This window comes from Sulfitobacter profundi (assembly GCF_042661425.1).
Taxonomy (GTDB): Bacteria; Pseudomonadota; Alphaproteobacteria; order Rhodobacterales; family Rhodobacteraceae; genus Sulfitobacter; species Sulfitobacter profundi.
The window spans coordinates 1822718-1844416 of the sequence record NZ_JBHSWA010000001.1 but is presented as its reverse complement, the minus strand read 5'-3'; the positions used below and the strand labels follow the sequence as shown (position 1 = coordinate 1844416).

Here is a 21699-nt window from a genome sequence, read left to right as displayed (position 1 = left end):
GGACGGTATTTGGAAAAGGATGAAGGCATGAGCGTGTCTGAGATTTTTGAGAGCATGGAATACGGGCCAGCCCCGGAATCGGCGGCAGATGCGCTGGCTTGGATCGTGGATCAGGGCGGGCGTTTTGGCCATTTCATTAATGGGGCGTTCACCGCGCCGGGCGCGGGTTTCGACAGCACCAACCCGGCAACGGGAGAGGTTTTGGCCAGCCTGACGCAGGCGACGCAAGGCGATGTCGATAGCGCCGTGAAGGCCGCGCGAAAAGCGCAGCCGAAGTGGGAGAAGCTGGGCGGCCATGGCCGGGCGCGTCATATCTATGCGCTGGCGCGGTTGCTGCAGAAACACGCGCGGCTCTTTGCCGTGCTGGAGGTATTGGACAACGGCAAGCCGATCCGTGAGGCGCGTGATATCGATGTGCCTTTGGCGCAGCGGCATTTCTATTACCACGCCGGCATGGCGCAACTGATGGAGAGTGAGCTGCCCGATGCGCAGGCGCTTGGGGTGTGTGGACAGATCATTCCGTGGAACTTCCCGCTGCTGATGCTGGCGTGGAAAATCGCGCCTGCGCTGGCGATGGGCAACACGGTGGTGTTGAAGCCTGCGGAGTATACTTCGCTGACGGCGCTGCTTTTTGCTGACATTTGCCGTCAGGCTGGATTGCCGAAGGGTGTGGTTAACATTGTCACCGGTGATGGCGCTGTGGGCGAGATGATTGTTACCCATGAGGATATCGACAAGATCGCCTTTACCGGCTCCACCGCCGTGGGGCGCCGCATTCGTGAGGCGACTGCAGGCTCGGGCAAGGCGCTGACTTTGGAGTTGGGCGGCAAGTCGCCTTACATCGTGTTTGATGACGCCGATCTGGATAGTGCCGTAGAGGGGCTGGTTGACGCGATTTGGTTCAATCAGGGGCAGGTCTGCTGTGCGGGCTCGCGGTTGTTGGTGCATGAGCCTGTTGCGGATCGCTTCTATGCCAAGCTGCGCACCCGGATGGAGAAGCTGCGCATTGGTGATCCGCTGGACAAGAGCATTGACGTGGGCGCGCTGGTGGACCCGGTGCAATACAAGCGCGTGAGCGAGATGGTTGAGGCGAACACTGCCGGCGAGCGGTTTGTCACGCCGGGGCAGATGCCTGAGAATGGTTGTTTCTATTCGCCGACGCTGATTACCGGGCTGAACCCTGCCGATACTTTGATGCAGGAAGAGATTTTCGGGCCGGTGTTGGTCTCGACCACTTTCCGTACGCCTGGCGAGGCGGTGCAGCTTGCTAATAACACGCGCTATGGGCTGGCGGCGACGGTCTGGACCGAAAATGTGAACCTCGCACTCGACATTGCGCCGCAGTTGGAGACCGGAATCGTTTGGGTCAACGGCACCAATATGATGGATGCCGCTGCCGGTTTTGGCGGCAAGCGCGAGAGTGGCTTTGGCCGTGAGGGCGGCTGGGAAGGTCTGGCGGGCTATACGAAGCCGAAGACCGCTCAGAAGCCGTTGAAAGAGATCGAAGCATTCAGCGGTGAAGGTGGCCCGGAAGACGGGATCGACCGCACCGCAAAGCTTTATATCGGGGGCAAGCAGGCGCGGCCCGATGGGGGCTATTCCGCACCGGTCTGGGGCAAGTCTGGTGGGCTGTTGGGGCATGTGAGCCTTGCCAGTCGCAAGGATGTCCGCAACGCGGTTGAAGCAGCGCATGCGGCGAAGGGGTGGTCGAAAACCACTGGCCATCTGCGGGCGCAGATCCTCTACTACATCGCCGAAAACCTCTCGGCGCGGGGCGATGAATTCGCCGCGCGGCTGGATGCGATGCAAGGGACAAAGAATGGTCGCAAAGAGGTCGATGCCGCTATTGACCGGCTGTTCACCTATGCCGCCTGGGCCGACAAATACGATGGTCAGGTTCACGGCGTGCCGATCCGGGGCGTGGCCTTGGCGATGAAGGAACCTGTGGGCGTGATCGGGGCACTTTGCCCGGCAGAGGCACCGCTTTTGGGCCTGATCTCTTGCATGGCGCCCGCCATTGCCATGGGCAACCGCGTGATCCTGTCGGCGAGCGAACCCTTCCCGCTGGCGGCGACCGATTTCGTGCAGGTTTTGGAGACTTCCGACGTGCCTGCGGGTGTGGTGAATATCCTGACCGGGTCGCAGGCCGATCTGGCCGACCCGATGGCGCGGCATATGGACATTGATGCCGTATGGAGCTTTGGCGCGGCGGAACTCTCGGCCGTGGTCGAAAAAGGGGCGGCGAGCAATATCAAGCGTACCTGGGTAAACCACGGTATGGCGCGCGATTGGTTCGGGACCGATGGCACGGGGCGCGAATTCCTGCAAGCCGCGACAGAGGTTAAGAATATCTGGGTGCCTTACGGCGAATAAGCCCTGTCACCAGAGACAAGTTGAAAGCGCCGCCCCCGTGGGAGCGGCGCTTTTTTCATTCTTGTGGTGGGGTAGAAGCCTCAAGCCCTTCGGGCTGGCCGACGACGACGAAATGCAGGTTTTCGGGGTCCAGCAAATCCGCCGCGACGCGCTTGACGTCGTCCAGCGTGACCGCTTCGACCTTGTCGTTGCGGGTCGCGATATAGTCGGTCGGCAGGCCGAGCATCTGCATCCCCACGAGGATATTGGCAATCGGGCTGTTGCCGTCAAACCGCAGCGGATAGGCGCCGGTGATATAGGTCTTGGCGGCCTCCAGTTCCTCTTGGGTGATGCCTTCGGTCGCGGCTTTGGCCCATTCGGCGCGGATCACCTCAATAGCCTCACCGATACGGTCGTTGGCTGAACTGACGGAGCCGAGGTAGGTCTCAGCCAGATCGCGCGGGGCGAGGTAGGAATAGACGCCATAGGTCAGACCGCGCTTCTCACGTACCTCGGTCATCAGGCGGGATTCGAAACCGCCACCGCCGAGGACATGGTTCAGCACCGTTGCCGTGAACCAATCGGGATCATCCTGCGCGAGGCCGGGCTGGCCGAAGATCGCAACGGATTGCGGTGTGGCGAAATCGACCACTGTCGTGCCCGCGGGGATATCCACATCTGCAGTCGGGGGCATCGGCGCGCCCTTGGCGGGCAGATCGCCCAACAGCGTATCGAGCAACTCGCCCAGTTCTTCGGGGGTGATGTCGCCTACCGCGCCGACATAGATGCGATCACGGGCCAGCACGGCCTTATGCGCCCCAATCAGGTCCTCGCGGGTCAACCCGGCCACCGTCTCAAGCGTGCCGTTGAGCGAACTGCCGTAGGGGTGGTCGCCGAACGCGATCTTGTCGAAGGTCTGGCGGGCGATGTCGTTCGGGTCTTTCTGGTTCGACTGGATGTTCGAGATCACCTGACCGCGCACCCGCTCTACCGCGTCTTCGTCAAAACGCGGCTCTAACAATGCGGCGCGCAGAAGCTCGATGGAGGCTTCGCGATTTTCGGTCAGGAAACGGGCCGAGACGGAAAGCGAATCGTCCGACACGTCAAAGCTGAGGTTGGTTGCCAGCGCTTCGGTCTCGCGGCTAAAGGCGCGCGCGTCCATGTCGCCTGCGCCCTCTTCCAAGAGGCCGGTCATCAGGTTGATCGCGCCGCGTTTGCCGGGGGCGTCCAGTGACGCGCCGCCCCGGAAACGGATTTCCAACGCTACAAAGGGGATAGAATGCTCTTCGACCAGCCAAGCGTCGATGCCGCCGGGGCTGGTGACGGGCTGGATGTCGACTTCGGCACGGGCGGGAAGTGCGGCGAAAACCGTCAGGATCAGGGCGTAGAACAGTTTCATTGCGCGTCCTCCTTCATCAGCCAACCGGTGACCGATGCGCGTTTGTCGAACAGGGTGCGGGCCGCCTGCATGATGTCTTCGGCGGTGACGGCTTGCAGCACATCGGGCCAGTCCTGCACGTCTTCGACGGTCAGGCCGATGGCAAGGGCCGAGCCGTAGCGATTTGCAACGCGGTCGGCATCGTCGCGGGCGTAAATCTGATCGGCGCGCAACTGTGATTTGAGGCGCTCAAGATGCTCGGGGTCCACCCCGGCTTCCATGAACTGCACGAGCACCTCGTCCAGCGCCTCTTCGGCCTGCTGGAGGCTGACACCGGGCACGGGCAGCACCACGACATCAAAGGTCGTGTCGTCGAGCGTATCGGCCTTGTAGAAGGCACCGGTGTAGTTGGCGATCTGTTCGTCGAATTGCAGCTTTTCAGCGAGGTAGGAGGTGGTGCCGCCGCCCAGCAATTCGCTGAGAAGAAAGAGCGCCGCCGCCTCTTCCTGCGCACCGCTGTCACGCTCTTGAGCGAGGTAAGAGCGGCGCACATAGGGCTGGGCCACGCGGGCGTCTTTGTAGATCAACCGGCGTTCGGCAATCTGCGGTGGCTCCTCGGTGCGCAGGCGCTCGGGCAGGTCAGGGTTGGCGGGGATCTGGCCATAGGTGGCTTCGGCCAATTCGCGCACGTCCTCTGGCGTCACATCGCCGGAGACAACGAGGATGGCGTTGTTGGGCGAATAGTAGAGCTCATAGAACGACAGCGCATCTTCAAGGTCCAACTCCTCCATCTCATGTTTCCACCCGATGATCGGCACGCCGTAGCGGTGGTTGAGAAATTGCGCGGCGTTGAGCTGTTCGCTGAAAAGCGCGGCGGGGTTGTTCTCGGTCCGTTGGTTGCGCTCTTCCAAGATCACATCGCGTTCGGTTTCGATGTTTTCGGGGGTCAGGCGGATGTTCTTCATCCGGTCGGCCTCCATCTCCATCATCAGGCCGAGGCGGTCGGCAGCGACGCGCTGGAAATAGGCGGTGTAATCGTAGCTGGTGAAGGCATTGTCGCGCCCGCCGTTGGCCGCGACGGTGGCCGAAAACTCGCCCGACTCCAGCTTATCGGTGGCTTTGAACAGCAGGTGTTCAAGAAAATGCGCCACGCCGGACGACCCTTTGGGTTCATCGGCTGAGCCTGCGCGGTACCAGACCATTTGCTGCACGACCGGGGCGCGGTGGTCTTCGACGACAACAACCTCCATGCCGTTATCGAGGGTGAAATGGGTTACCGCCTCATTCTCGTTATCGCGCGCCTGCGCGGAGGGGGCTGTGAAGAGCGTCGCCACCAGGGCCGCCATCATCGGCAGTCGGATCATTGCTTACCTCGAAATATATCGCCTCCCGCATTACCTACGCGGTCTGGCGCTACTTTCAAGAAGCCTAGCGAAAACGTGTGTCTTGCGGAGGGTAAGACGGCGTGCGCCCGCCCGCATTGCGCCAGCGTTCCGCCTCAGTATGGGCGTCAAGGGTTTGGCGCTTATAGGCTTGGCTGTAGCGGTCCACCGGCACGATGCGGAACTGGGTGAAGCGCCCTTTGCCCTTGCGGAACTCCGCATCAGACTGGGCCAAGTCGGCCCGAATACCGGGCTGTACACCCATCCGGCCTGCGTGCTGCACCAGTGCGGCGTCCCCTGCGGGGATGGCGGTAGAAGTGTCCAAACGCCCGCCAAATGCCGCCACTCCTTCGGCCACCGCCGACCGGTCGGTCAGGTTCGCCTGTCCCGGCACGGGGGTCGGCAGGGCGTTCAGATTGTCGGGGCGTTCCAGCGGCTTGACCGGCTGGATCAGGAATTCATCCGGCCCATCAGAAGTCGGCTGCAAATCGCGAAGGCCCTGATTGCTGCAGGCGGCGAGGGCCAGCGGGATCAAGCTGATGAGGGCAATGCGACGCATGGTGTCTCCTTTCGGGGTCTGCTTGTTCAATATCGCAGGCAAGCGGGCAATGTCACTGACCTTTTTTGCCCCGGCGCTTGGGCGCGCTTTTTGGCTCTCCGGTAAAGAGGATCAGCCCCAAGGCCCCGGCAAAGATAAAGACATCCGCCAAGTTGTAGACGAAAGGGTTGTTAATGCCACAGCAAGAGTTGTTCAGGAAATCCAGCACATAGCCATAGATCAGCCGGTCCGCCACATTCGCCAGCGCCCCGCCGACCAACAGGCCGCCGCTCAGCTGTGCCCACCGCCCATGCGGGCTGCGCCAGAACCAGAGAGTGACGCCCGCGCAGATCGCTAGCGCCACCGCTATCAGCACCCATTGGCTCATATCCCCACCGAGGCCAAAGTTGATGCCCCGGTTTTCGCCATAGCGGAAATTCAGCACCGGAGGCAGCACTTCGATGGAGCGGATACGTGCCAGTTCCATCATGTGAATGACCACATATTTGCTGATCTGGTCGATGAGAAAGGCCACGAAGGCCGCGATGCCGAATGTCCGCATAGTGCTGCCCTTCGCTTAGTGCCGGAAGTGGCGCATGTTGGTGAAGACCATGGCAAGGCCCGCTTCATCCGCTGCGGCGATCACCTCGTCGTCGCGCATGGAGCCGCCGGGCTGGATCAGTGCCGTGGCACCAGCTTCTGCCGCTGTGATCAGACCGTCCGCGAAGGGGAAGAACGCATCGGATGCCACGACCGAGCCCTGGGTCAGGGGTGCGTCGATGTCCATCACCTCGGCCATGTCTTGGGCCTTGCGCGCGGCGATGCGGGTGCTGTCCACCCGGCTCATCTGGCCTGCGCCAACGCCGACTGTGGCACCGTCTTTGACATAGATGATGGCGTTGGATTTGACGTGTTTTGCCACGGTCCAAGCAAACAGCATGTCGTCGAGTTCTTGATCCGACGGCTTGCGCTTGGTCACGACCTTGAGGTCATCGCGGCTCACGCGGCCCACGTCTTTGTCCTGCACAAGGAACCCGCCCGAGACCTGACGCACGGCCAAAGCGGCGGCGGCAGGGTCGGCCAGACCTTCGGTGGTCAGCAGACGCAGGTTCTTCTTGGCGGCAAAGATGCGTTTGGCATCCTCATCCGCGCCGGGGGCGATGACGACCTCGGTAAAGATCGCAGCAATCGCTTCGGCGGTGGGGCCGTCGAGTGGCTGGTTCAGCGCGATGATGCCGCCAAAAGCCGAGGTGCGGTCGCAGTCAAAAGCACGTTTGTAGGCCTCCAGCATCGTCTCGCCACGTGCCACGCCGCAGGGGTTGGCGTGTTTGATGATCGCGCAGGCGGGGCCGACTTTAGGGTCAAATTCGCTGACCAGCGCAAAGGCGGCGTCGGTGTCGTTGATGTTGTTGTAGGACAGTTCCTTGCCCTGATGCTGCACGGCGTTCGCCAGACCGGGGGCGGTGGAGCCATCGGTGTAGAAAGCCGCCTGCTGGTGCGGGTTCTCACCATAGCGCAGGGTTTGCGCCAGCGTGCCGCCAAAGGTCCGGCGGCGCGGGGTGCCTGCGACCTGCTCGGCCATCCAAGTGCTGACGGCAGTGTCATAGGCCGCGGTGCGGGCATAGGCGGTTTGGGCCAAGCGCTGGCGCAGGGCATAGGTGGTCTGGCCGTCGTTGGCCTCCATCTCAGCGATCACCTCGGCGTAATCCTCGACATCGACCACGACGTTGACGAAGCCGTGGTTCTTGGCCGCCGAACGGATCATCGCCGGGCCGCCGATGTCGATGTTCTCGATCACCTCGCCGTATTCCGCGCCCTTGGCGACGGTTTCCTCAAACGGATAAAGGTTCACCACCACCAGATCGATCGCGCCGATGTTATGTTCGGTCATCGCGCCGACGTGCTCATCGTTGTCGCGCAGGGCCAGCAGACCGCCGTGGACCACCGGGTGCAGCGTTTTCACGCGCCCGTCCATCATCTCGGGAAAGCCCGTCACATCGGCCACATCCAGCACCTCAAGCCCCGCCTCGCGCAGCGCTTTAGCGGTGCCGCCGGTGCTGAGCAACTCAACGCCCCGCGCCGCCAAAGCTTTGCCAAGGTCCAAAAGACCGGTCTTGTCGGATACGGAAAGAAGCGCGCGTTTGATGGGATAGAGGTCGGGCATGGGGCTGGTTCCTTGGTCAGTCTTCATCAGCATAGGGATCGTCGATCGACAAATCTCGCACGCCAATCGCAGTTTCCTGCGCTTTTGACAACGACCAGCGCACCCGCGTGGCATAGTTCATGGCATATCCGGTCAGCACGATCTGCTGCGCAGCACGTGGCTTCAGCCGCGTCGTCTCAAGGTAAACCCCCGGTTCCAAAGACAGATTATGCGTACCGTCATGGCGAAACACCCAAATTTCACCGCTTTTCAGCGCCATGGATATTGCAGCCCCGCCAAGGTCGACCGTGGCATCGACATCCGGATGCAGGTGAAAACGGATGTCGAAAGGCACGCCCTTCAGTTGTGTGGCGCTCAACACCTTATCAAAGCGCCGCTTCTCTGCCCCCTCTATCGCCAGCAGCATATCCTCCCCCGTCAGCCCGCGCCCGTCCGAGGTGAGTTCGAGCCGCCGCGCATGGGTCAGCCCGTGGCTGCGCAGATAGGCGTCATGGCCGCCCTCAAAACGCAGCCCATCCGCCGCCTCTCCGATCTCCACTGGCACTTGGCGCGGACCCGCGATGAGCGCCTCTGTCCCGCTGTGGGGGTCGGGCTCCGCCAGGCGGGCGCTGGAATGGCCGACAAGCGACAGGGCCGAATGCGACGGCGTGGCCCGCCCCGCCCGCCGCCATTCCAGCCCGAAAGACGCGCCTGAGCCGCAGTTCACCACCAAGGGCCGCCGCCCCGAGGTCAGCTCGAACGCCAGTGTCGAGGCATGGGCATTGCCCGACGCCGCGCCGCCCGGCGGAGCCGCCGCATCGACGATCACGCTGGTGCGCCCTGCCGACAGCCTTGCATAGCCCATGGCCAGCCCATCAGGCTGCCGCGTCTTGACCTTGGCCGCCGCCAGCGCGTGGTCCAGCCAGCCCTCCATACCGCGCCCGCCGCCATGAAACCGCGCCAAGGCGCCATCGGCATGACGCAGGCTGCGCAGGGTCGGCGCGATACGCTCAATCGCGGTAAGGTGCTCTTTGGGCGTGCTGCGGCCTGCATCGCTGAGCGCCGCTGCGGCCCATGTAAGCAGGGTAAAAACGGCGAGCAGTTCTTCGGGGTTTCGGGTCGGCAGACCGCCCTCGGCGTCGATCTGGCTGGCACATTCGCGTGCTAATGCCTTGATGGCGGGATCGGCCAGTTCCTCTAGCCCCTCCAGCGACAGGCCCGCGTAAATCAACCCGGTCAGCGCTTCGAAACGCGGCAGGCCCGGCGCAGAGGCGCGCCAGCGTTTTGACAGGAAACGGGTCTGCTGTTCGAGGGACCGGTAGAAGGCATCGCTCTGCGCGGTGTCCGTCCCGCGCAGCATGAAAAGTGCGTGGTTGATCCAGCGGATCAGCCGCCGACCGGTCAGCGCCGGGGTCCAGCCCGGCCCCTGCCCGCGCCCGAAACGGTCGATCCAGCCCCAAAGCCAATCCTGCGCTGACGCCCGCGCCCGTGCATCCCCCACGGCGGCAAGATCATCCAGCCATGCAAAACCGTGCAGTTCCGCCGCAAAGGCAGGGCCAGGCGGGGTCAGATCCCACATCGCGGTCTGCGGCGCGGTCAGCAGGCTGCCGGCAAAAAGGTAATTGCCCGCCATCAACTGCCGCCCCCGCGCGAAAGAGCCGATGGTGCGCGGCTCGGGCGACGCGGTGAAACCCGCCACCCGCCCCCGGCCCCGGGTCGCACGCCAAGCGTGCCAGCGGTTCAAAAACCGCACCCTTCGGGCCATGACGCTGGAAAGATTAATCATATCAAGCTGCCCCTGACGCTCTGATGGCGTTTGGCGGCAGCATAACCGCGGCCCTGCAATGAGTCACCGGATTTTCCCCGCGCGCCGGGGGATCGGCGGGGAACGGACGGTTGCCAGCCCGCAGGGGTGCCGCCTAAACAAGGGCACCGCAACCGGAGCGCACCGATGATCGCCAGCCTGATGATGTACCTACGGCCAGAAACCGCCGCGGCCACGGCCCGCTACTGGGCGTTGATCCGCGACGGGCTGCGCGCGCGAGGCGTTGTGGCCCCGGAAGAGTTGGACAATGCGCGAGAGGAATTCGCGGTCTGGAAAGCCCGCGACCTGACCCTTTCGCAAACCTGCGGGATGCCCTACCGCCTGTGGCTGCACGACCAAGTTGCGCTGATCGGGACACCAGACTTTGCCGTCGAGGGCTGCCCGCCGGGCTATTACAACAGCGTCTTCGTGGTCCGCGCCAATGATCCCCGTGAAACAATTTCCGACTTTCGCGCAGCGCGGTTCACCTACAACCAGACGTTTTCGCAGTCAGGCTACGCCGCCGCCTACGCGCATTGCAGCGCAGAGGGTTTCTGGTTTGCAGATCGCAGTCAAAGCCACGGGCACCGGAACTCCGCCAAAACCGTGGCCGAGGGGCGGGCGGATATTGCGGCGCTGGACGGGGTGTCGTGGCGGCTGATCCAGCGGTATGACGCTTTCGCGGGTGGCTTGCGGGTGCTGGAAACCACGACGCCGACGCCCGGCCTGCCCTATATCGCGGCGGCAGATACCGATCGCGAAGCCACATTTGCAGCGGTCCGCGATGCCATCGCCGGGCTTACGCCCGAGGATGCCGCGACGCTGGGCCTGCGCGGCCTGGTCGAGATACCGAAATCCGCATACCTCGCTGTGCCCTCCCCACCCGACGGGGCGTGAGGGTCAGCCCTTCCGCAGACACGCGATATAGAAACCGTCCATCCCGCCTTTGTCAGCCCAAAAGTCAGGACGCAGACGCAACCCGCCCTCTTCGGTGACCCACTCAGCCGCGACCCCCGGCAACTCCAGCGCAGCGCGGTCGACCGTCATGTCGCCGTGCCGTTCCAACGCCTCATCGACCTGCACTTCGCCCTCGTCGGGCAGCAGGCTACAGGTACAGAACACCAGCCGCCCGCCGGGTTTCAGCAGGGTCCATGCGTGGTCGATCAACTCGGATTGCAGTTCAATCAGGTCCCCGAATTCCGAGCCATCCTTGGCATGGGGCAGATCGGGGTGGCGACGGATGGTGCCGGTGGCGGAACAGGGCGCGTCAAGCAGGATCGCGTCGAACGCGCCCTCTACGGCACGGGCGTCCTTGGTGAGCGTCTTGGCCTTAAGCCCCACGCGGGCAAGGTTTTCCTTCACCCGCTGCATCCGTGGATGCGATTGGTCGACGGCAGTGACAACGGCCCCCGCAGCGGCAAGCTGCATGGTCTTGCCCCCGGCGCGGCGCAGAGGTCGAGCACGGCTTCACCTTCCGTCGGGGCCAGCACCCGCACCGGGATCGCGGCGGCGGCATCCTGCACCCACCAGTCACCTTCGGCAAATCCCGGCATGGTGGAGACCTGCCCTGCGTTCATTACGCGCACCGATCCTGTCGGCAAGAGCGTGCCGCCCACGGCCTCGGCCAAGGCGGCCGGATCACCCTTGGCGGTCAGATCCAGCGGTGCGCCCGCGAAATGCGCCTCTTCCATCTTGGCGATGGCGTCGGTGCCCCAAGCCTCGGCCAGTGGACCGCGCAGCCATTTGGGCAAGCGCGGTGCGCGCAGGGCGCCCCAAGCCTCAGGCCCCTGTGCGGCGATCTTGCGCAGCACGGCGTTGGTCAGCCCCTTGAGATGGCTCAGCGTGCGATGCTGCGACACGAGATTGACCATCGTGTTCACGACCCCATGCGCCGCGCCGCCCTGACACAGCTCAATCGTGCCGACGCGCAGCACGTTGCGCACGGTCAACGGCGGGGCCTTTTGCAGATGTTTTTGCAACAGCCGGTCGGCACGCTCCAACCCGCGTAGCGTGTCCTGTGCCAGACGTTGTGCCCGCGCCCGGTCATCGGGGGGCAGCTTGTCCAGCGCACCCGAGGCCAGAAGCTCGGACATCAGTCGCGGCTCTTCGCCCAAAATCTGATCCAGCAGATATACCGCGCTTCTGCGGGCCTGAACGCCTGTGTCTGCCATGGTCATGTCCTATCTGGGTCTCGCTTGAGGGGTTGCCGGGTTGTCTGGGCCAGCGCGCGACGTATATCAAGGGAGAACTTGGCTCAAGAGGACCATGATGCCCGATCAACGCCCCATTCCCGACAGCAAACCCGGCCCTGACCCAACCCCTAGCCCCGCGCCGGACCTGCCACCGCAGCCCAAACCGGGGCCAAAGCCCATCCCCGACACGCCGCATGACCCGACGCCGCAGCCCGGCCCCGATCTGCCTGCCGCCGCACAGCGCGCGCTGGCCGAGGCCGCCGCGCGCCGCAAGGCCGCAGCCGCGCTGGACCTGCCCGCTGAACTGGGCGGGCGCGATGGGCCAGAGCCGGTGCGCTATGGCGATTGGGAGAAAAAAGGCATCGCCGTCGATTTCTAAGCGGCCTTAGCGCAGGGTCAGCACCGCCGACTCGCCCGCACCCTTGTCAGAGGTGAAGCGGAGTTTCGCGCCATCGCGCATCACGACTTGGCAATTATAGCCCAAATCCTTGCCGCCCCAAACCAGCGTGCGGCAGAAATAGCCGTCTTTCCACGACCAACTGCCGGTGATCTGCCAAGCGGCCCCCTTGCCAGCGATGGCCCCGCCGGGGGTCACCTGCAGATTGACGAGCGGACGGGTCAGCCTTTTGCCATTCACTGCCGCGACAAAATCTGACTTGCTCTGAATACGGGCATACTCCGCCGCCGCGGGCAGGCCACTTAGCGCCAGCACCGCAGTCGCGGCGAGTGCAAAGGTAATCCTCATCGAAACCTCCCTTGGTGAATTGCCTTTGGCATTCACGTAAGCAAAAGAGGTAAAGTTTCAGATAATCTGCATCTGGTTCAGCGTTTCAGGCCCAGCACATCAAGCATGTCATATTCGCCCGGCGTCTGCCCCTGCCCCCAAAGCGCGGCCTTCAGCGCGCCGCGCGCGAAAAGGGCGCGGTCAGACGCGATGTGGCGCAGGATGATCCGCTCCCCGGCGGCGGCGAACATCACGTCATGCTCCCCCACGATGTCACCGCCCCGGATCGCGGTGAAACCGATATCGCCCTGCTGCCGCGCGCCGGTGATCCCATCGCGGCCCCGGTCTGACACATCAGCCAGCTTTACGCCGCGCCCTTCGGCGGCGGCTTCGCCCAGCATCAGAGCCGTGCCAGAGGGGGCATCGACTTTCTGGTTGTGGTGCGATTCGATGATCTCAATGTCGTAATCCACGTCCAGTGCAGCGGCGACCTGACGGGTGAGCTGTGTCAGCAGGTTCACGCCAAGGCTCATATTGCCTGCACGGATGATGATGGCCCCCTGTTCGGCGGCTGGGGCAAGCTGCGCGATTTCCTCATCGGTCATCCCGGTGGTGCCGATGACATGCACGATCCCGGCCTTCGCAGCCGCAGCGGCAAAGGCGATCGTGGCTTGGGGCGCGGTGAAGTCGATCACGGCCTGCACCTTGGCAAACGCCTCAGCGGCATCATCGGTCACGGTGACGCCCAGCGCCGCACCACCCATCGCCTCGCCCACATCGCGCCCCACCCAATCATGACCCGTCCGCTCTACCGCTGCGGCCAGATGCATCTTCTCGCTGGCGGTGATCTCACGGATCAACATTTGGCCCATGCGGCCAGAGGCGCCTGTAACGGCGATGCCGGGGGTCTGTGTCATGAGGTAACTCCTGCGGTTCGGGGGCATGAATGGCTCGGCTGGTTTAGCCCGTCGGCGAGCGCTTGGCAAAGTGCAACCGAAGCCTTAGATGGGGTTCATGGCAAAGAACAAGTTTCATGAGGGCGCAGGCCCGTCGCAACGACAACTCCGCGTGGGCGAAACCGTCCGCCGCGCCTTGTCTGATGTTCTCGCACGTGGGGACGTGCATGACACCGATCTCAACCGGCTGTCGATCACCGTGGGCGAGGTGCGCATCTCTCCTGATCTCAAGATCGCAACGGCCTATGTGCTGCCGCTGGGCGGTGAAGGTCAGGATGAGGTGCTCAAACTGCTGGCGCGCAATAAGAACGAATTGCGCCGGCAAGTGGCTAAGAAACTCACGCTCAAGTTCTCTCCTGATCTGCGGTTCCAATTGGATCGGACATTCGACCGGATGGACGACACGCGCCGGATGCTGAACCAAGATGTGGTGCGCCGCGATGCGGACGCGCCAGACGATGACGCTGCAGACAGCGCGCCGGATCAGTGATCCGCGCCGGTCTGATCGCAATGGCGCTGATCGCGCTGAAAGGCACGCCTTCGGACGCTGCTGAATGCCGCAACATCACGTTCGACGGCAGCTCCTACACCGTTTGCGAGGTCGATCTGGAGCGTGACGATCTGCGGCTCTTTCTCAACGATGACGCAGGCGCGCCCTATGGGTTCTTCGGCTCGCTTGATGAGGCCTTGAAGGCGCAGGGCTTGCGGCTCGGCTTTGCGATGAACGCGGGCATGTACCACGAGGATCGCTCTCCGGTCGGACATTACATCGAAGAGGGTGTCGAGGCGCGCGGCGTGATCGACAGCGCAGGGCCCGGCAACTTTGGCCTGCTGCCCAATGGCGTCTTCTGCCTGCGCGATGGCCGCGCCGATGTGATCGAGACCAAGCGCTATCTTAGGAACAGGCCCGCCTGCCGCTTTGCCACGCAATCCGGCCCGATGTTGGTAATCGATGGCGCTTTGCATCCGCGGTTTTTGCCCGACAGCACCTCGCGCTATATCCGCAATGGGGTTGGTACCAGCACCGATGGCAAACGCGCGGTCTTTGCGATTTCCAATGACGTGGTCACCTTTCATGAGTTTGCCCGGCTCTACCGGGATGAGCTGGACCTGCCTAACGCGCTGTATTTCGACGGCAATATCTCGCGTCTGCGGGCGCCGGGATTGCGCCGCACCGGGGCGGGGTTCACCACGCTGGGGCCGATCGTCGGCATCGTCACGCCTGCAAAGTGACCTTTTCCCTGCTTGGGGGCTGGGCAGCGCGGCATGGCTCCGTTAGAGGGCAGCACCACAAAGGCGAAGGGGCAAGACATGGCACGCAAACGCAAGGGTCGCGATATTTCAGGCTGGCTGGTGGTGGACAAACCCGCCGGGCCGACATCGACCGCCGTGGTCAACAAGGTCCGCTGGGCGCTGGAGGCCAAAAAGGCGGGCCACGCGGGCACGCTGGACCCCGAAGCGACCGGCGTTCTGGCCATCGCCTTGGGCGAAGCGACCAAAACCGTGCCCTATATCACCGACGCGCTGAAAGCCTATGAGTTCACCGTGCGTCTGGGCATTGCCACCAACACCGACGATGCCGAAGGCGAAGTGATCGGCACCTCTGATCTGCGCCCCGACGATGCGGCCATCAAGGACGCGCTGAGCGATTTCATCGGGGACATCCAGCAGGTGCCGCCGCAGTTCTCTGCCGTGAAGATCGACGGCCAGCGCGCCTATAAACGCGCCCGCGATGGCGAAGAGATGGAGATCGCCGCCCGTCCGCTTTGGGTGGAAAGCCTCCTGCTGCTCGACCGGCCCGACGCCGATCACGTCACGCTTGAAATGGTCTGCGGCAAGGGCGGCTATGTCCGCTCCATCGCGCGAGATTTGGGGCAGAAGCTTGGCTGCCTTGGCCACGTCCGCGAATTGCGCCGCACGTGGTCCGGCCCGTTTGAGGCGGCAAATGCCCTAACACTGGCACAGATCGACGAGATCGCCCGCACCCCGGAACTCGACACGCATCTGCTGCCGCTCGCCGAAGGGCTGGCGGAGTTGCCCGAGGTCAAAGCCACCCCCGAAGGCGCGACGCGTCTGCGCAACGGCAACCCCGGCATGGTAATCGCCCATGACGTGGAATACGGCGATGAATGCTGGGCCTCGCTCGATGGCCAGCCCGTCGCCGTGGGCCGCTTCAAAGCAGGCGAATTGCACCCCAGCCGGGTGTTCAACCTATCTTCGGACACGAACGAGGGCTGAATGGCCCTCATCACCCGCAGCCATACCAAGGGCGATGCGCCCTCGACCGCTGTCTACTCCCCCTGTGAGCAGTATCGCTACAGCCTCACACGGATCTGGGACAACGCTGCGCCGCGGGTGATGTTTGTCATGCTGAACCCCTCCACCGCGACCGAGGTGCAGAACGATCCCACCGTCGAGCGTTGCGAGCGCCGGGCGCGGGTGCTGGGCTTTGGCGGTTTCCGGGTGACCAATATCTTTGCCTTCCGCGCCACCGATCCGCGCGACATGCGCGCGGCGGTTGATCCCATCGGCCCCGAGAATGACGCCACGCTTATCGAGGGGGCCGGTTGGGCTGACCGGATCATCGCCGCTTGGGGCGTGCATGGCGCACATCTGGACCGGGGTTTGGCCGTCGCCGCTCGGTTGGCGCGGGGGATAAACCGCTTTACCACCTTGGTCTCTCCAAAGCTGGCCACCCGCGCCATCCGCTTTACCTGCCCTATACCCAGGAGCCGGTTTTGTGGCAGCCCTAGCGCACTGCGCTAGCAACCACGCGTTAACCATTCTCCGTCTATTCCTTTGATTTTAAAGCCGCGCCATGGCCTTTTAAGGGTGGGATGATGTGTAGGGCATTAGGCAATGAACGGTGGAACTGCGGATGCTGTGGCTGGCTGGAATGATGGGATTAATGGCGGTTGGCGCTGTCACATTTGTGGAAATCGAAACACCGTCAGAGGATGATACGCCTGAAGCCGACACCCGCGCGGCGGCAGCGCTACTTTGGGGGACATCCTTACCGGCAGCGATGCCGGTGAGGCGGTGCAGGGCGGTAGCGGCGAGGACCAACTTGGCGGCTACGGCGGGAATGATCTGCTGAATGGTGCTGCTGGCAATGATGATCTGCACGGCCATGACGGCAATGACACGCTGCACGGCGACGAAGGTAACGACAGCCTGCACGGCAATGACGGTGATGATGACCTTTTCGGCGGCGCGGGCAACGACAGCCTTTTTGGCCACAATGGCGATGACTTTCTCTATGGCGGCGCGGGTGATGACGCGCTGCAAGGCTCTGCGGGTGATGACCTGCTGAATGGCGACGCAGGAAACGACGCACTCCAAGGCGGGCTTGGCGATGATGCGCTGCGGGGTGGCAACGACGAAGATACGCTTTTTGGCGGCTGGGGGATGACACGCTCACCGGGGCGGATGACGAGCAGAGCCGCGACTACCTTAATGGCGGCGGCGGGGATGACCTGATTGTCGCAGGCGCGCAGGACGTTGTGACGTCAGGCGAAGGTACGGATCAAATTGTTTTGGGGGATTGGATTACCGAGCAGGGCGCGGCACAGATCATGGACTATCACGCACAGAATGATTCGCTTTTGTTTGTCTGGGATGACAGCACCGCCACCGGGTCAGAGCCGCCCCTTTCCATCCTTCCCGATCCCGACCAACCGAACCAGACGCTCGTCCTGCTGGATGACATCATCGTCGCGCGGGTCGCCGGAGATAGTGTCGCGCTGGAAGATATTGCTCTGATCCCGCTCAGCGCGGCCCTTGCACTTGTTCCTGCCGCGTGACGCATGCAACCGCCGCCGCACAAATCACCCTTTGCCAAAGGCGCAAATTCGCCCTATACGCCCCCATCGCCTGCTGATTCCGTCAGCGGGTGATATCTCCATGGGCCTGAGCTGGACGACATCCCGGCCTGCGCCATCCATTTAAACTCTTTTCGAAAGGAGACCCCGATGTCGATTACTGCTGAAGAAAAAGCAAAAGTCATGAAAGATTTCGGCACCAAAGAAGGCGACACAGGTTCGCCCGAAGTACAGGTTGCCATTCTGACCTCGCGCATCGTCACGCTGACCGAGCACTTCAAGACCCACAAAAAAGACAACCACGGCCGCCGTGGTCTTTTGAAAATGGTCGCGACGCGCCGCAAGCTGCTGGATTACGTTAAGGCCAAAGATGACGCCCGTTATCAGGACCTCATCAAGCGTCTGGGCCTGCGCCGCTAAGCGCACGCCCACCGGGTTTCCCGGTGACAGGACTACTAAAACCTCCCGGCCCGCGCCGGGAGGTTTTTTATTGCGCACAAACCATCGCCCGGCGCGGTGGAAAGAAGCCGCCGCTTAAACCCCCGCCCTGACAGAACGCTTCCCATTTGCCTTGAAAACCTGTATGTCCGCGCAATCTGAAATCCGGCGCGCGGACTCCTGCGCCTGAAAAAGAAGATACCGGAGTCAGGGGCAATACGGCCCCTATGCAATGGCCAATGGGCCAAAAAGGAAACGTAGATGTTTAATGTAACGAAAAAATCGATCCAGTGGGGCGAAGAGACGCTGACACTGGAAACCGGTAAGGTTGCCCGTCAGGCGGACGGGTCGGTGATTGCCACGCTGGGGGAAACCAGCGTTATGGCCAACGTGACGTACGCACGTCAGCAAAAGCCGGGCCAGGACTTCTTCCCCTGACCGTGCACTACCAAGAGAAATATTATGCCGCCGGTAAAGTACCGGGTGGCTTCTTCAAGCGTGAGGCCCGCCCCACCGAGAAAGAGACCCTGACCGCGCGTCTGATCGACCGTCCGATCCGCCCGCTCTTTGTCCCCGGCTTCAAAAACGAAGTTCTGGTGATGTGCACCGTGCTGAGCCACGATCTGGTCAACGACCCCGATATGGTCGCCATGATCGCCGCTTCCGCCGCGCTGACGATCTCCGGCGCGCCGTTCCGTGGCCCGATTGCTGGCTGCCGCGTGGGCTATGAGGATGGCGACTACATCCTGAACCCAACAATCGACGACATGCAGGACCTGCGCCTGAACCCCGAGCAGCGCCTCGATCTGGTTGTCGCCGGCACCAAAGACGCCGTGATGATGGTCGAATCCGAAGCCTATGAGCTGTCGGAAGAGGAAATGCTGGGTGCGGTGAAATTTGCCCACGAGCAAATCCAGCCGGTTATCGACCTGATCATTGATCTGGCCGAAGACGCCGCGAAAGAGCCGTTTGACTTCCAGCCCGACGACTACTCTGATCTGTCCGCCGCTGTAAAAGCCGCCGGTGAAGACGAAATGCGCGCTGCATTCGCCATTGCCGACAAGCAAGAGCGCACCGCCGCTGTTGCCGCCGCTCGCGAGACAATCAAAGGCAAGCTCACCGAAGAGCAGCTTGAGGACAAAAACCTCGGCTCCGCGATGAAGGGCCTTGAGGCCAGCATCCTGCGTGGCGACGTGGTGAAAACCGGCAAGCGTATCGACGGTCGTCGCACCGACGAAATCCGCGACATCGTGGCCGAAACCGGCATCCTGCCGCGGACCCACGGTTCGGCGCTCTTCACCCGTGGTGAGACGCAAGGTTTGGTTGTGACCACGCTCGGCACCGGCGATGACGAACAGTTCATCGACGCGCTGCACGGCAACTTCAAATCGAACTTCCTGCTGCACTATAACTTCCCTCCCTATTCGGTTGGTGAAGTTGGTCGCGTGGGCCCTCCCGGCCGTCGCGAAGTCGGCCACGGTAAGCTTGCTTGGCGTGCCCTGCAGGCGGTTCTGCCCGCAGCGACAGACTTCCCCTACACCATCCGTCTCGTGTCCGAGATCACCGAATCCAACGGCTCGTCTTCCATGGCATCCGTCTGCGGTGGTTCGCTTTCGATGATGGACGCGGGCGTGCCGCTGAAATCGGCTGTGGCCGGTGTGGCGATGGGTCTGATCCTCGAAGATGACGGCTCCTACGCGATCCTGTCGGACATCCTGGGTGACGAAGACCACCTCGGCGACATGGACTTCAAAGTGGCCGGGACCGAAGCGGGCATCACGTCGCTGCAGATGGACATCAAGGTTGCAGGCATCACGCCCGAGATCATGGAAAAAGCTCTGGCTCAGGCCAAAGAAGGCCGTATCCACATCCTTGGCGAGATGAACAAAGCGATCTCCGGCGCAGCGGACTTCTCCGTGCACGCACCGCGCATCGAGACCATGCAGATCCCCACCGACAAGATCCGTGAAGTGATCGGGTCCGGCGGCAAGGTGATCCGCGAGATCGTCGAAGTCTCTGGCGCCAAGGTCGACATCAACGACGAAGGCATCATCAAGATCGCCAGCGCCAATGGCGACGCCATCAAAAAGGCCTACGACATGATCTATTCGATCGTGGCAGAGCCCGAAGAGGGCGCGGTCTACACCGGCACCGTCGTGAAGATCGTCGATTTCGGCGCCTTCGTGAACTTCTTTGGCAAGCGCGACGGTCTGGTACACGTGTCTCAGATCGAAAACCGCCGCCTGAACCACCCTTCGGACGTTCTGAAGGAAGGTCAGGAAGTGAAAGTGAAGCTTCTGGGCTTTGACGATCGCGGCAAGGTGCGCCTGTCGATGAAAGTTGTCGATCAGGAAACTGGTGAAGAAGTCGCTGCCGAGAAGAAAGAACCGGCAGAAGGTTGATTAAAACCTGCTGCGGACCCTCACCGGGGTCCGCAGTTTTTCCCGCAGGGCAGTACAAGACATGAGCGCAGAGAATCTGGTCACGATTTGCATCACCATGGGGCTGCGCCCTGATGTCCTGCAACAAACGCTCGAAAGCCTCGGCCCGGAACTGCGTAAGCTCCCCATCATTGGCATCAACGACTTTGGCGATGCCGAAACAAGCGCGGTCTTCGACCGTCTCTGCCCCCACGGCCAACGCATTGATCTGGGCAAACAGGTCGGACACCACCCCGCCGTTGACGCCATGTATGCCAAGGTGCGCACGCCTTATGTCTTTCACATGGAAGACGACTGGGAATTCACCCGCCACGATTTTTTAGATGACGCCCTGCGCCTGCTAGAGGCACATCCCGATGTTTCCTCGGTCTGTTTCCGCGACACCGATAACTTCTTCATCGAAGACGCGGCCCGCGCCCAGATCGTCAAGGAGGACTGTGCAGGCGTCTCCTACGCGCGCATGGATGCTCTCAGCCCTAAATGGTATGGCTATACGTTCAACCCGCATCTTGCCCCCTCTCCCTCTGGAAAGAGGTTGGCGGCTTCAGCGGTTTCAAACGTGAAAGCCATATTTCGCGTCACCTGCGCAAACAGGGTAAATTCACGGCCTTTCTGAAACCCGGCGCTTGCCAGCACATCGGGTTTGTCAGCGTCGCCCACAAACCGCCTTCCGCCTTCAAACGATTCAAAAACTGGCTGCGCGGTCGACCCACCCCCAAAGTTTAACCCGTAAGAACCTGTTGCCGTCCCCCGGGCCGACAGGGATGAGGTCAAATCCATGCCGCAGCGCCCCAAGGGATTCGTCATCAATCTCGCCGCCTCCCCCAACGGCTGGACAGCGCGAAGGCCGAACTGGACGGGGCGCAAGTCGACCCGATCCGCGTAGACGCATTTGACGGGCGTGAAATCGACCTCGCGCAGTTCGCGCCCTATGATGATAGCAAAGCCCGACGGTTCATGGGCCGCTCGATGACCCAAGGTGAGGTCGGATGCTACGTCTCCCACCAGCGCGCCGCCACGGCCTTTCTAGAAAGCGGCGATGAGATCGGCTTCGTTTTCGAAGATGATATCGCCCTGCAGCCTGATTTCAAAACTGCCGTACCGCAACTGATAAAATGGCTCCGCGCCCGCGACGATTGGCACTGCGTCAACTTAGGCGCAACGCGCTTGAAGATCACCAGTCCCATGGCCAAGGTCGCAGGCATTGAGGTGCTCCGCGCCCACTATTTCCCCATGCTCGCCCATGCGCTGATCTGGAACCGCGCCGGAGCCAATGCTTTCCTTGCCGCCTCCGAGCCTATTTTCTGCCCCGCAGACAATATGTTAAGACAAGTCCTCACACGTTCCGACATGGGGCTGGCAACCGCCCAAAGCCTCGTGACCGCTGGCCGGTTCGACAGTGACATTTCCGCCCGTTCAGGCGGAAATCGGGGACAATTCCGCCGGTCGCCGCTCTATGGCCTGCGCAAACAGCGCCGCTTGCTGCATGAAAAAGCGATGGCCTTCGCGCATAAGCTCGGCCATCGCTAA

The 21699-nt window shown here is 62.5% G+C and carries 19 protein-coding genes and 3 pseudogenes; 13 read left to right on the top strand and 9 right to left on the bottom strand.

Annotated features, from left to right (window positions below):
- Positions 1 to 27: 27 nt before the first annotated feature.
- Positions 28 to 2373, top strand: coding sequence for an aldehyde dehydrogenase family protein (locus tag ACFQAU_RS09635; RefSeq protein ID WP_132444140.1), 2346 nt, complete (start codon positions 28 to 30; stop codon positions 2371 to 2373).
- Between the two features lie 55 nt (positions 2374 to 2428).
- Here ACFQAU_RS09635 and ACFQAU_RS09630 read toward each other — a convergent pair whose 3' ends face one another.
- From ACFQAU_RS09630 to ACFQAU_RS09605, 6 genes are all read right to left on the bottom strand, one after another.
- Positions 2429 to 3751, bottom strand: coding sequence for a M16 family metallopeptidase (locus tag ACFQAU_RS09630; protein ID WP_120350039.1), 1323 nt, complete (start codon positions 3749 to 3751; stop codon positions 2429 to 2431).
- The gene (locus tag ACFQAU_RS09625) at positions 3748 to 5094 is read right to left on the bottom strand and encodes a M16 family metallopeptidase (RefSeq protein ID WP_240791561.1); all 1347 of its coding nucleotides are present in this window, start codon (positions 5092 to 5094) and stop codon (positions 3748 to 3750) included. The genes ACFQAU_RS09630 and ACFQAU_RS09625 overlap by 4 nt, the downstream gene beginning before the upstream one ends.
- 64 nt (positions 5095 to 5158) lie before the next feature.
- On the bottom strand, positions 5159 to 5671 hold the full coding sequence (locus ACFQAU_RS09620) for a DUF3035 domain-containing protein (RefSeq protein WP_132444139.1): 513 nt from the start codon (positions 5669 to 5671) through the stop codon (positions 5159 to 5161).
- Between the two features lie 52 nt (positions 5672 to 5723).
- Positions 5724 to 6212 carry a signal peptidase II gene (gene lspA / locus ACFQAU_RS09615; RefSeq protein WP_132444138.1) on the bottom strand — a complete coding sequence of 163 codons (489 nt, stop codon included), beginning with the start codon at positions 6210 to 6212 and terminating at the stop codon, positions 5724 to 5726.
- 15 nt (positions 6213 to 6227) lie between these two features.
- The gene (purH, locus tag ACFQAU_RS09610; RefSeq protein ID WP_132444137.1) at positions 6228 to 7814 is read right to left on the bottom strand and encodes a bifunctional phosphoribosylaminoimidazolecarboxamide formyltransferase/IMP cyclohydrolase; all 1587 of its coding nucleotides are present in this window, start codon (positions 7812 to 7814) and stop codon (positions 6228 to 6230) included.
- Between the two features lie 16 nt (positions 7815 to 7830).
- Positions 7831 to 9579 (bottom strand): heparinase II/III family protein, encoded by a 1749-nt coding sequence (locus ACFQAU_RS09605; protein ID WP_206054282.1) that lies wholly within the window; start codon positions 9577 to 9579, stop codon positions 7831 to 7833.
- 165 nt (positions 9580 to 9744) lie between these two features.
- Here ACFQAU_RS09605 and ACFQAU_RS09600 point away from each other — a divergent pair, with 165 nt between their 5' ends.
- Entirely contained in the window at positions 9745 to 10494 is a 750-nt protein-coding gene (locus ACFQAU_RS09600) for a phosphate/phosphite/phosphonate ABC transporter substrate-binding protein (RefSeq protein ID WP_132444136.1), read from the top strand.
- Positions 10495 to 10497: 3 nt separating this feature from the next.
- Here the strand turns inward: ACFQAU_RS09600 and ACFQAU_RS09595 are convergent.
- A pseudogene (locus ACFQAU_RS09595) lies at positions 10498 to 11768 on the bottom strand (RsmB/NOP family class I SAM-dependent RNA methyltransferase).
- A gap of 199 nt (positions 11769 to 11967) precedes the next feature.
- Here ACFQAU_RS09595 and ACFQAU_RS09590 point away from each other — a divergent pair.
- The gene (locus ACFQAU_RS09590; RefSeq protein WP_201722073.1) at positions 11968 to 12168 is read left to right on the top strand and encodes a DUF1674 domain-containing protein; all 201 of its coding nucleotides are present in this window, start codon (positions 11968 to 11970) and stop codon (positions 12166 to 12168) included.
- A 6-nt stretch (positions 12169 to 12174) separates the two neighbouring features.
- Here ACFQAU_RS09590 and ACFQAU_RS09585 read toward each other — a convergent pair whose 3' ends face one another.
- Both ACFQAU_RS09585 and dapB read right to left on the bottom strand, forming a co-directional pair.
- Entirely contained in the window at positions 12175 to 12534 is a 360-nt protein-coding gene (locus ACFQAU_RS09585; RefSeq protein WP_120350032.1) for a dihydrodipicolinate reductase, read from the bottom strand.
- Between the two features lie 77 nt (positions 12535 to 12611).
- Entirely contained in the window at positions 12612 to 13430 is an 819-nt protein-coding gene (gene dapB, locus ACFQAU_RS09580) for a 4-hydroxy-tetrahydrodipicolinate reductase (protein WP_132444134.1), read from the bottom strand.
- A gap of 97 nt (positions 13431 to 13527) precedes the next feature.
- Between dapB and rbfA the strand changes: the two genes are divergently transcribed.
- From rbfA to ACFQAU_RS09530, 10 genes and pseudogenes are all read left to right on the top strand, one after another.
- Positions 13528 to 13959 (top strand): 30S ribosome-binding factor RbfA, encoded by a 432-nt coding sequence (rbfA, locus tag ACFQAU_RS09575; RefSeq protein ID WP_067626238.1) that lies wholly within the window; start codon positions 13528 to 13530, stop codon positions 13957 to 13959.
- Positions 13956 to 14702 (top strand): phosphodiester glycosidase family protein, encoded by a 747-nt coding sequence (locus ACFQAU_RS09570; RefSeq protein ID WP_120350030.1) that lies wholly within the window; start codon positions 13956 to 13958, stop codon positions 14700 to 14702. The genes rbfA and ACFQAU_RS09570 overlap by 4 nt, the downstream gene beginning before the upstream one ends.
- A 78-nt stretch (positions 14703 to 14780) precedes the next feature.
- A complete protein-coding gene (gene truB, locus ACFQAU_RS09565; RefSeq protein ID WP_132444133.1) occupies positions 14781 to 15707 on the top strand; it encodes a tRNA pseudouridine(55) synthase TruB in 927 nt (308 codons plus the stop codon).
- Positions 15708 to 16222: pseudogene (locus tag ACFQAU_RS09560) on the top strand (DUF1643 domain-containing protein). It begins immediately after the preceding gene.
- 247 nt (positions 16223 to 16469) lie between these two features.
- Positions 16470 to 16949, top strand: a complete 480-nt coding sequence (locus ACFQAU_RS09555; RefSeq protein WP_386281892.1) for a calcium-binding protein — start codon at positions 16470 to 16472, stop codon at positions 16947 to 16949.
- A 56-nt stretch (positions 16950 to 17005) separates the two neighbouring features.
- Positions 17006 to 17272 (top strand): hypothetical protein, encoded by a 267-nt coding sequence (locus ACFQAU_RS09550; RefSeq protein WP_386281889.1) that lies wholly within the window; start codon positions 17006 to 17008, stop codon positions 17270 to 17272.
- Positions 17273 to 17440: 168 nt separating this feature from the next.
- Entirely contained in the window at positions 17441 to 17710 is a 270-nt protein-coding gene (gene rpsO, locus ACFQAU_RS09545) for a 30S ribosomal protein S15 (RefSeq protein ID WP_007118755.1), read from the top strand.
- A gap of 279 nt (positions 17711 to 17989) precedes the next feature.
- A pseudogene (gene pnp / locus ACFQAU_RS09540) lies at positions 17990 to 20130 on the top strand (polyribonucleotide nucleotidyltransferase).
- 61 nt (positions 20131 to 20191) lie between these two features.
- Positions 20192 to 20785: a glycosyltransferase gene (locus tag ACFQAU_RS09535; RefSeq protein WP_386281884.1), complete on the top strand. Its 594-nt coding sequence runs from the start codon at positions 20192 to 20194 to the stop codon at positions 20783 to 20785.
- Positions 20786 to 20943: 158 nt separating this feature from the next.
- The gene (locus tag ACFQAU_RS09530; protein ID WP_386283863.1) at positions 20944 to 21699 is read left to right on the top strand and encodes a glycosyltransferase family 25 protein; all 756 of its coding nucleotides are present in this window, start codon (positions 20944 to 20946) and stop codon (positions 21697 to 21699) included.

Bases quoted from the DNA above. Each gene is read 5' to 3' on its own strand.
- rpsO (WP_007118755.1), top strand. From the start codon at position 17,441: ATGTCGATTACTGCTGAAGAAAAAGCAAAAGTCATGAAAGATTTCGGC.
- dapB (WP_132444134.1), bottom strand. From the start codon at position 13,430: ATGACACAGACCCCCGGCATCGCCGTTACAGGCGCCTCTGGCCGCATG.
- ACFQAU_RS09605 (WP_206054282.1), bottom strand. From the start codon at position 9,579: ATGATTAATCTTTCCAGCGTCATGGCCCGAAGGGTGCGGTTTTTGAAC.
- ACFQAU_RS09535 (WP_386281884.1), top strand. From the start codon at position 20,192: ATGAGCGCAGAGAATCTGGTCACGATTTGCATCACCATGGGGCTGCGC.
- ACFQAU_RS09625 (WP_240791561.1), bottom strand. From the start codon at position 5,094: ATGATCCGACTGCCGATGATGGCGGCCCTGGTGGCGACGCTCTTCACA.
- ACFQAU_RS09585 (WP_120350032.1), bottom strand. From the start codon at position 12,534: ATGAGGATTACCTTTGCACTCGCCGCGACTGCGGTGCTGGCGCTAAGT.
- truB (WP_132444133.1), top strand. From the start codon at position 14,781: ATGGCACGCAAACGCAAGGGTCGCGATATTTCAGGCTGGCTGGTGGTG.
- ACFQAU_RS09600 (WP_132444136.1), top strand. From the start codon at position 9,745: ATGATCGCCAGCCTGATGATGTACCTACGGCCAGAAACCGCCGCGGCC.
- ACFQAU_RS09630 (WP_120350039.1), bottom strand. From the start codon at position 3,751: ATGAAACTGTTCTACGCCCTGATCCTGACGGTTTTCGCCGCACTTCCC.
- rbfA (WP_067626238.1), top strand. From the start codon at position 13,528: ATGGCAAAGAACAAGTTTCATGAGGGCGCAGGCCCGTCGCAACGACAA.
- lspA (WP_132444138.1), bottom strand. From the start codon at position 6,212: ATGCGGACATTCGGCATCGCGGCCTTCGTGGCCTTTCTCATCGACCAG.
- ACFQAU_RS09635 (WP_132444140.1), top strand. From the start codon at position 28: ATGAGCGTGTCTGAGATTTTTGAGAGCATGGAATACGGGCCAGCCCCG.
- purH (WP_132444137.1), bottom strand. From the start codon at position 7,814: ATGCCCGACCTCTATCCCATCAAACGCGCGCTTCTTTCCGTATCCGAC.
- ACFQAU_RS09620 (WP_132444139.1), bottom strand. From the start codon at position 5,671: ATGCGTCGCATTGCCCTCATCAGCTTGATCCCGCTGGCCCTCGCCGCC.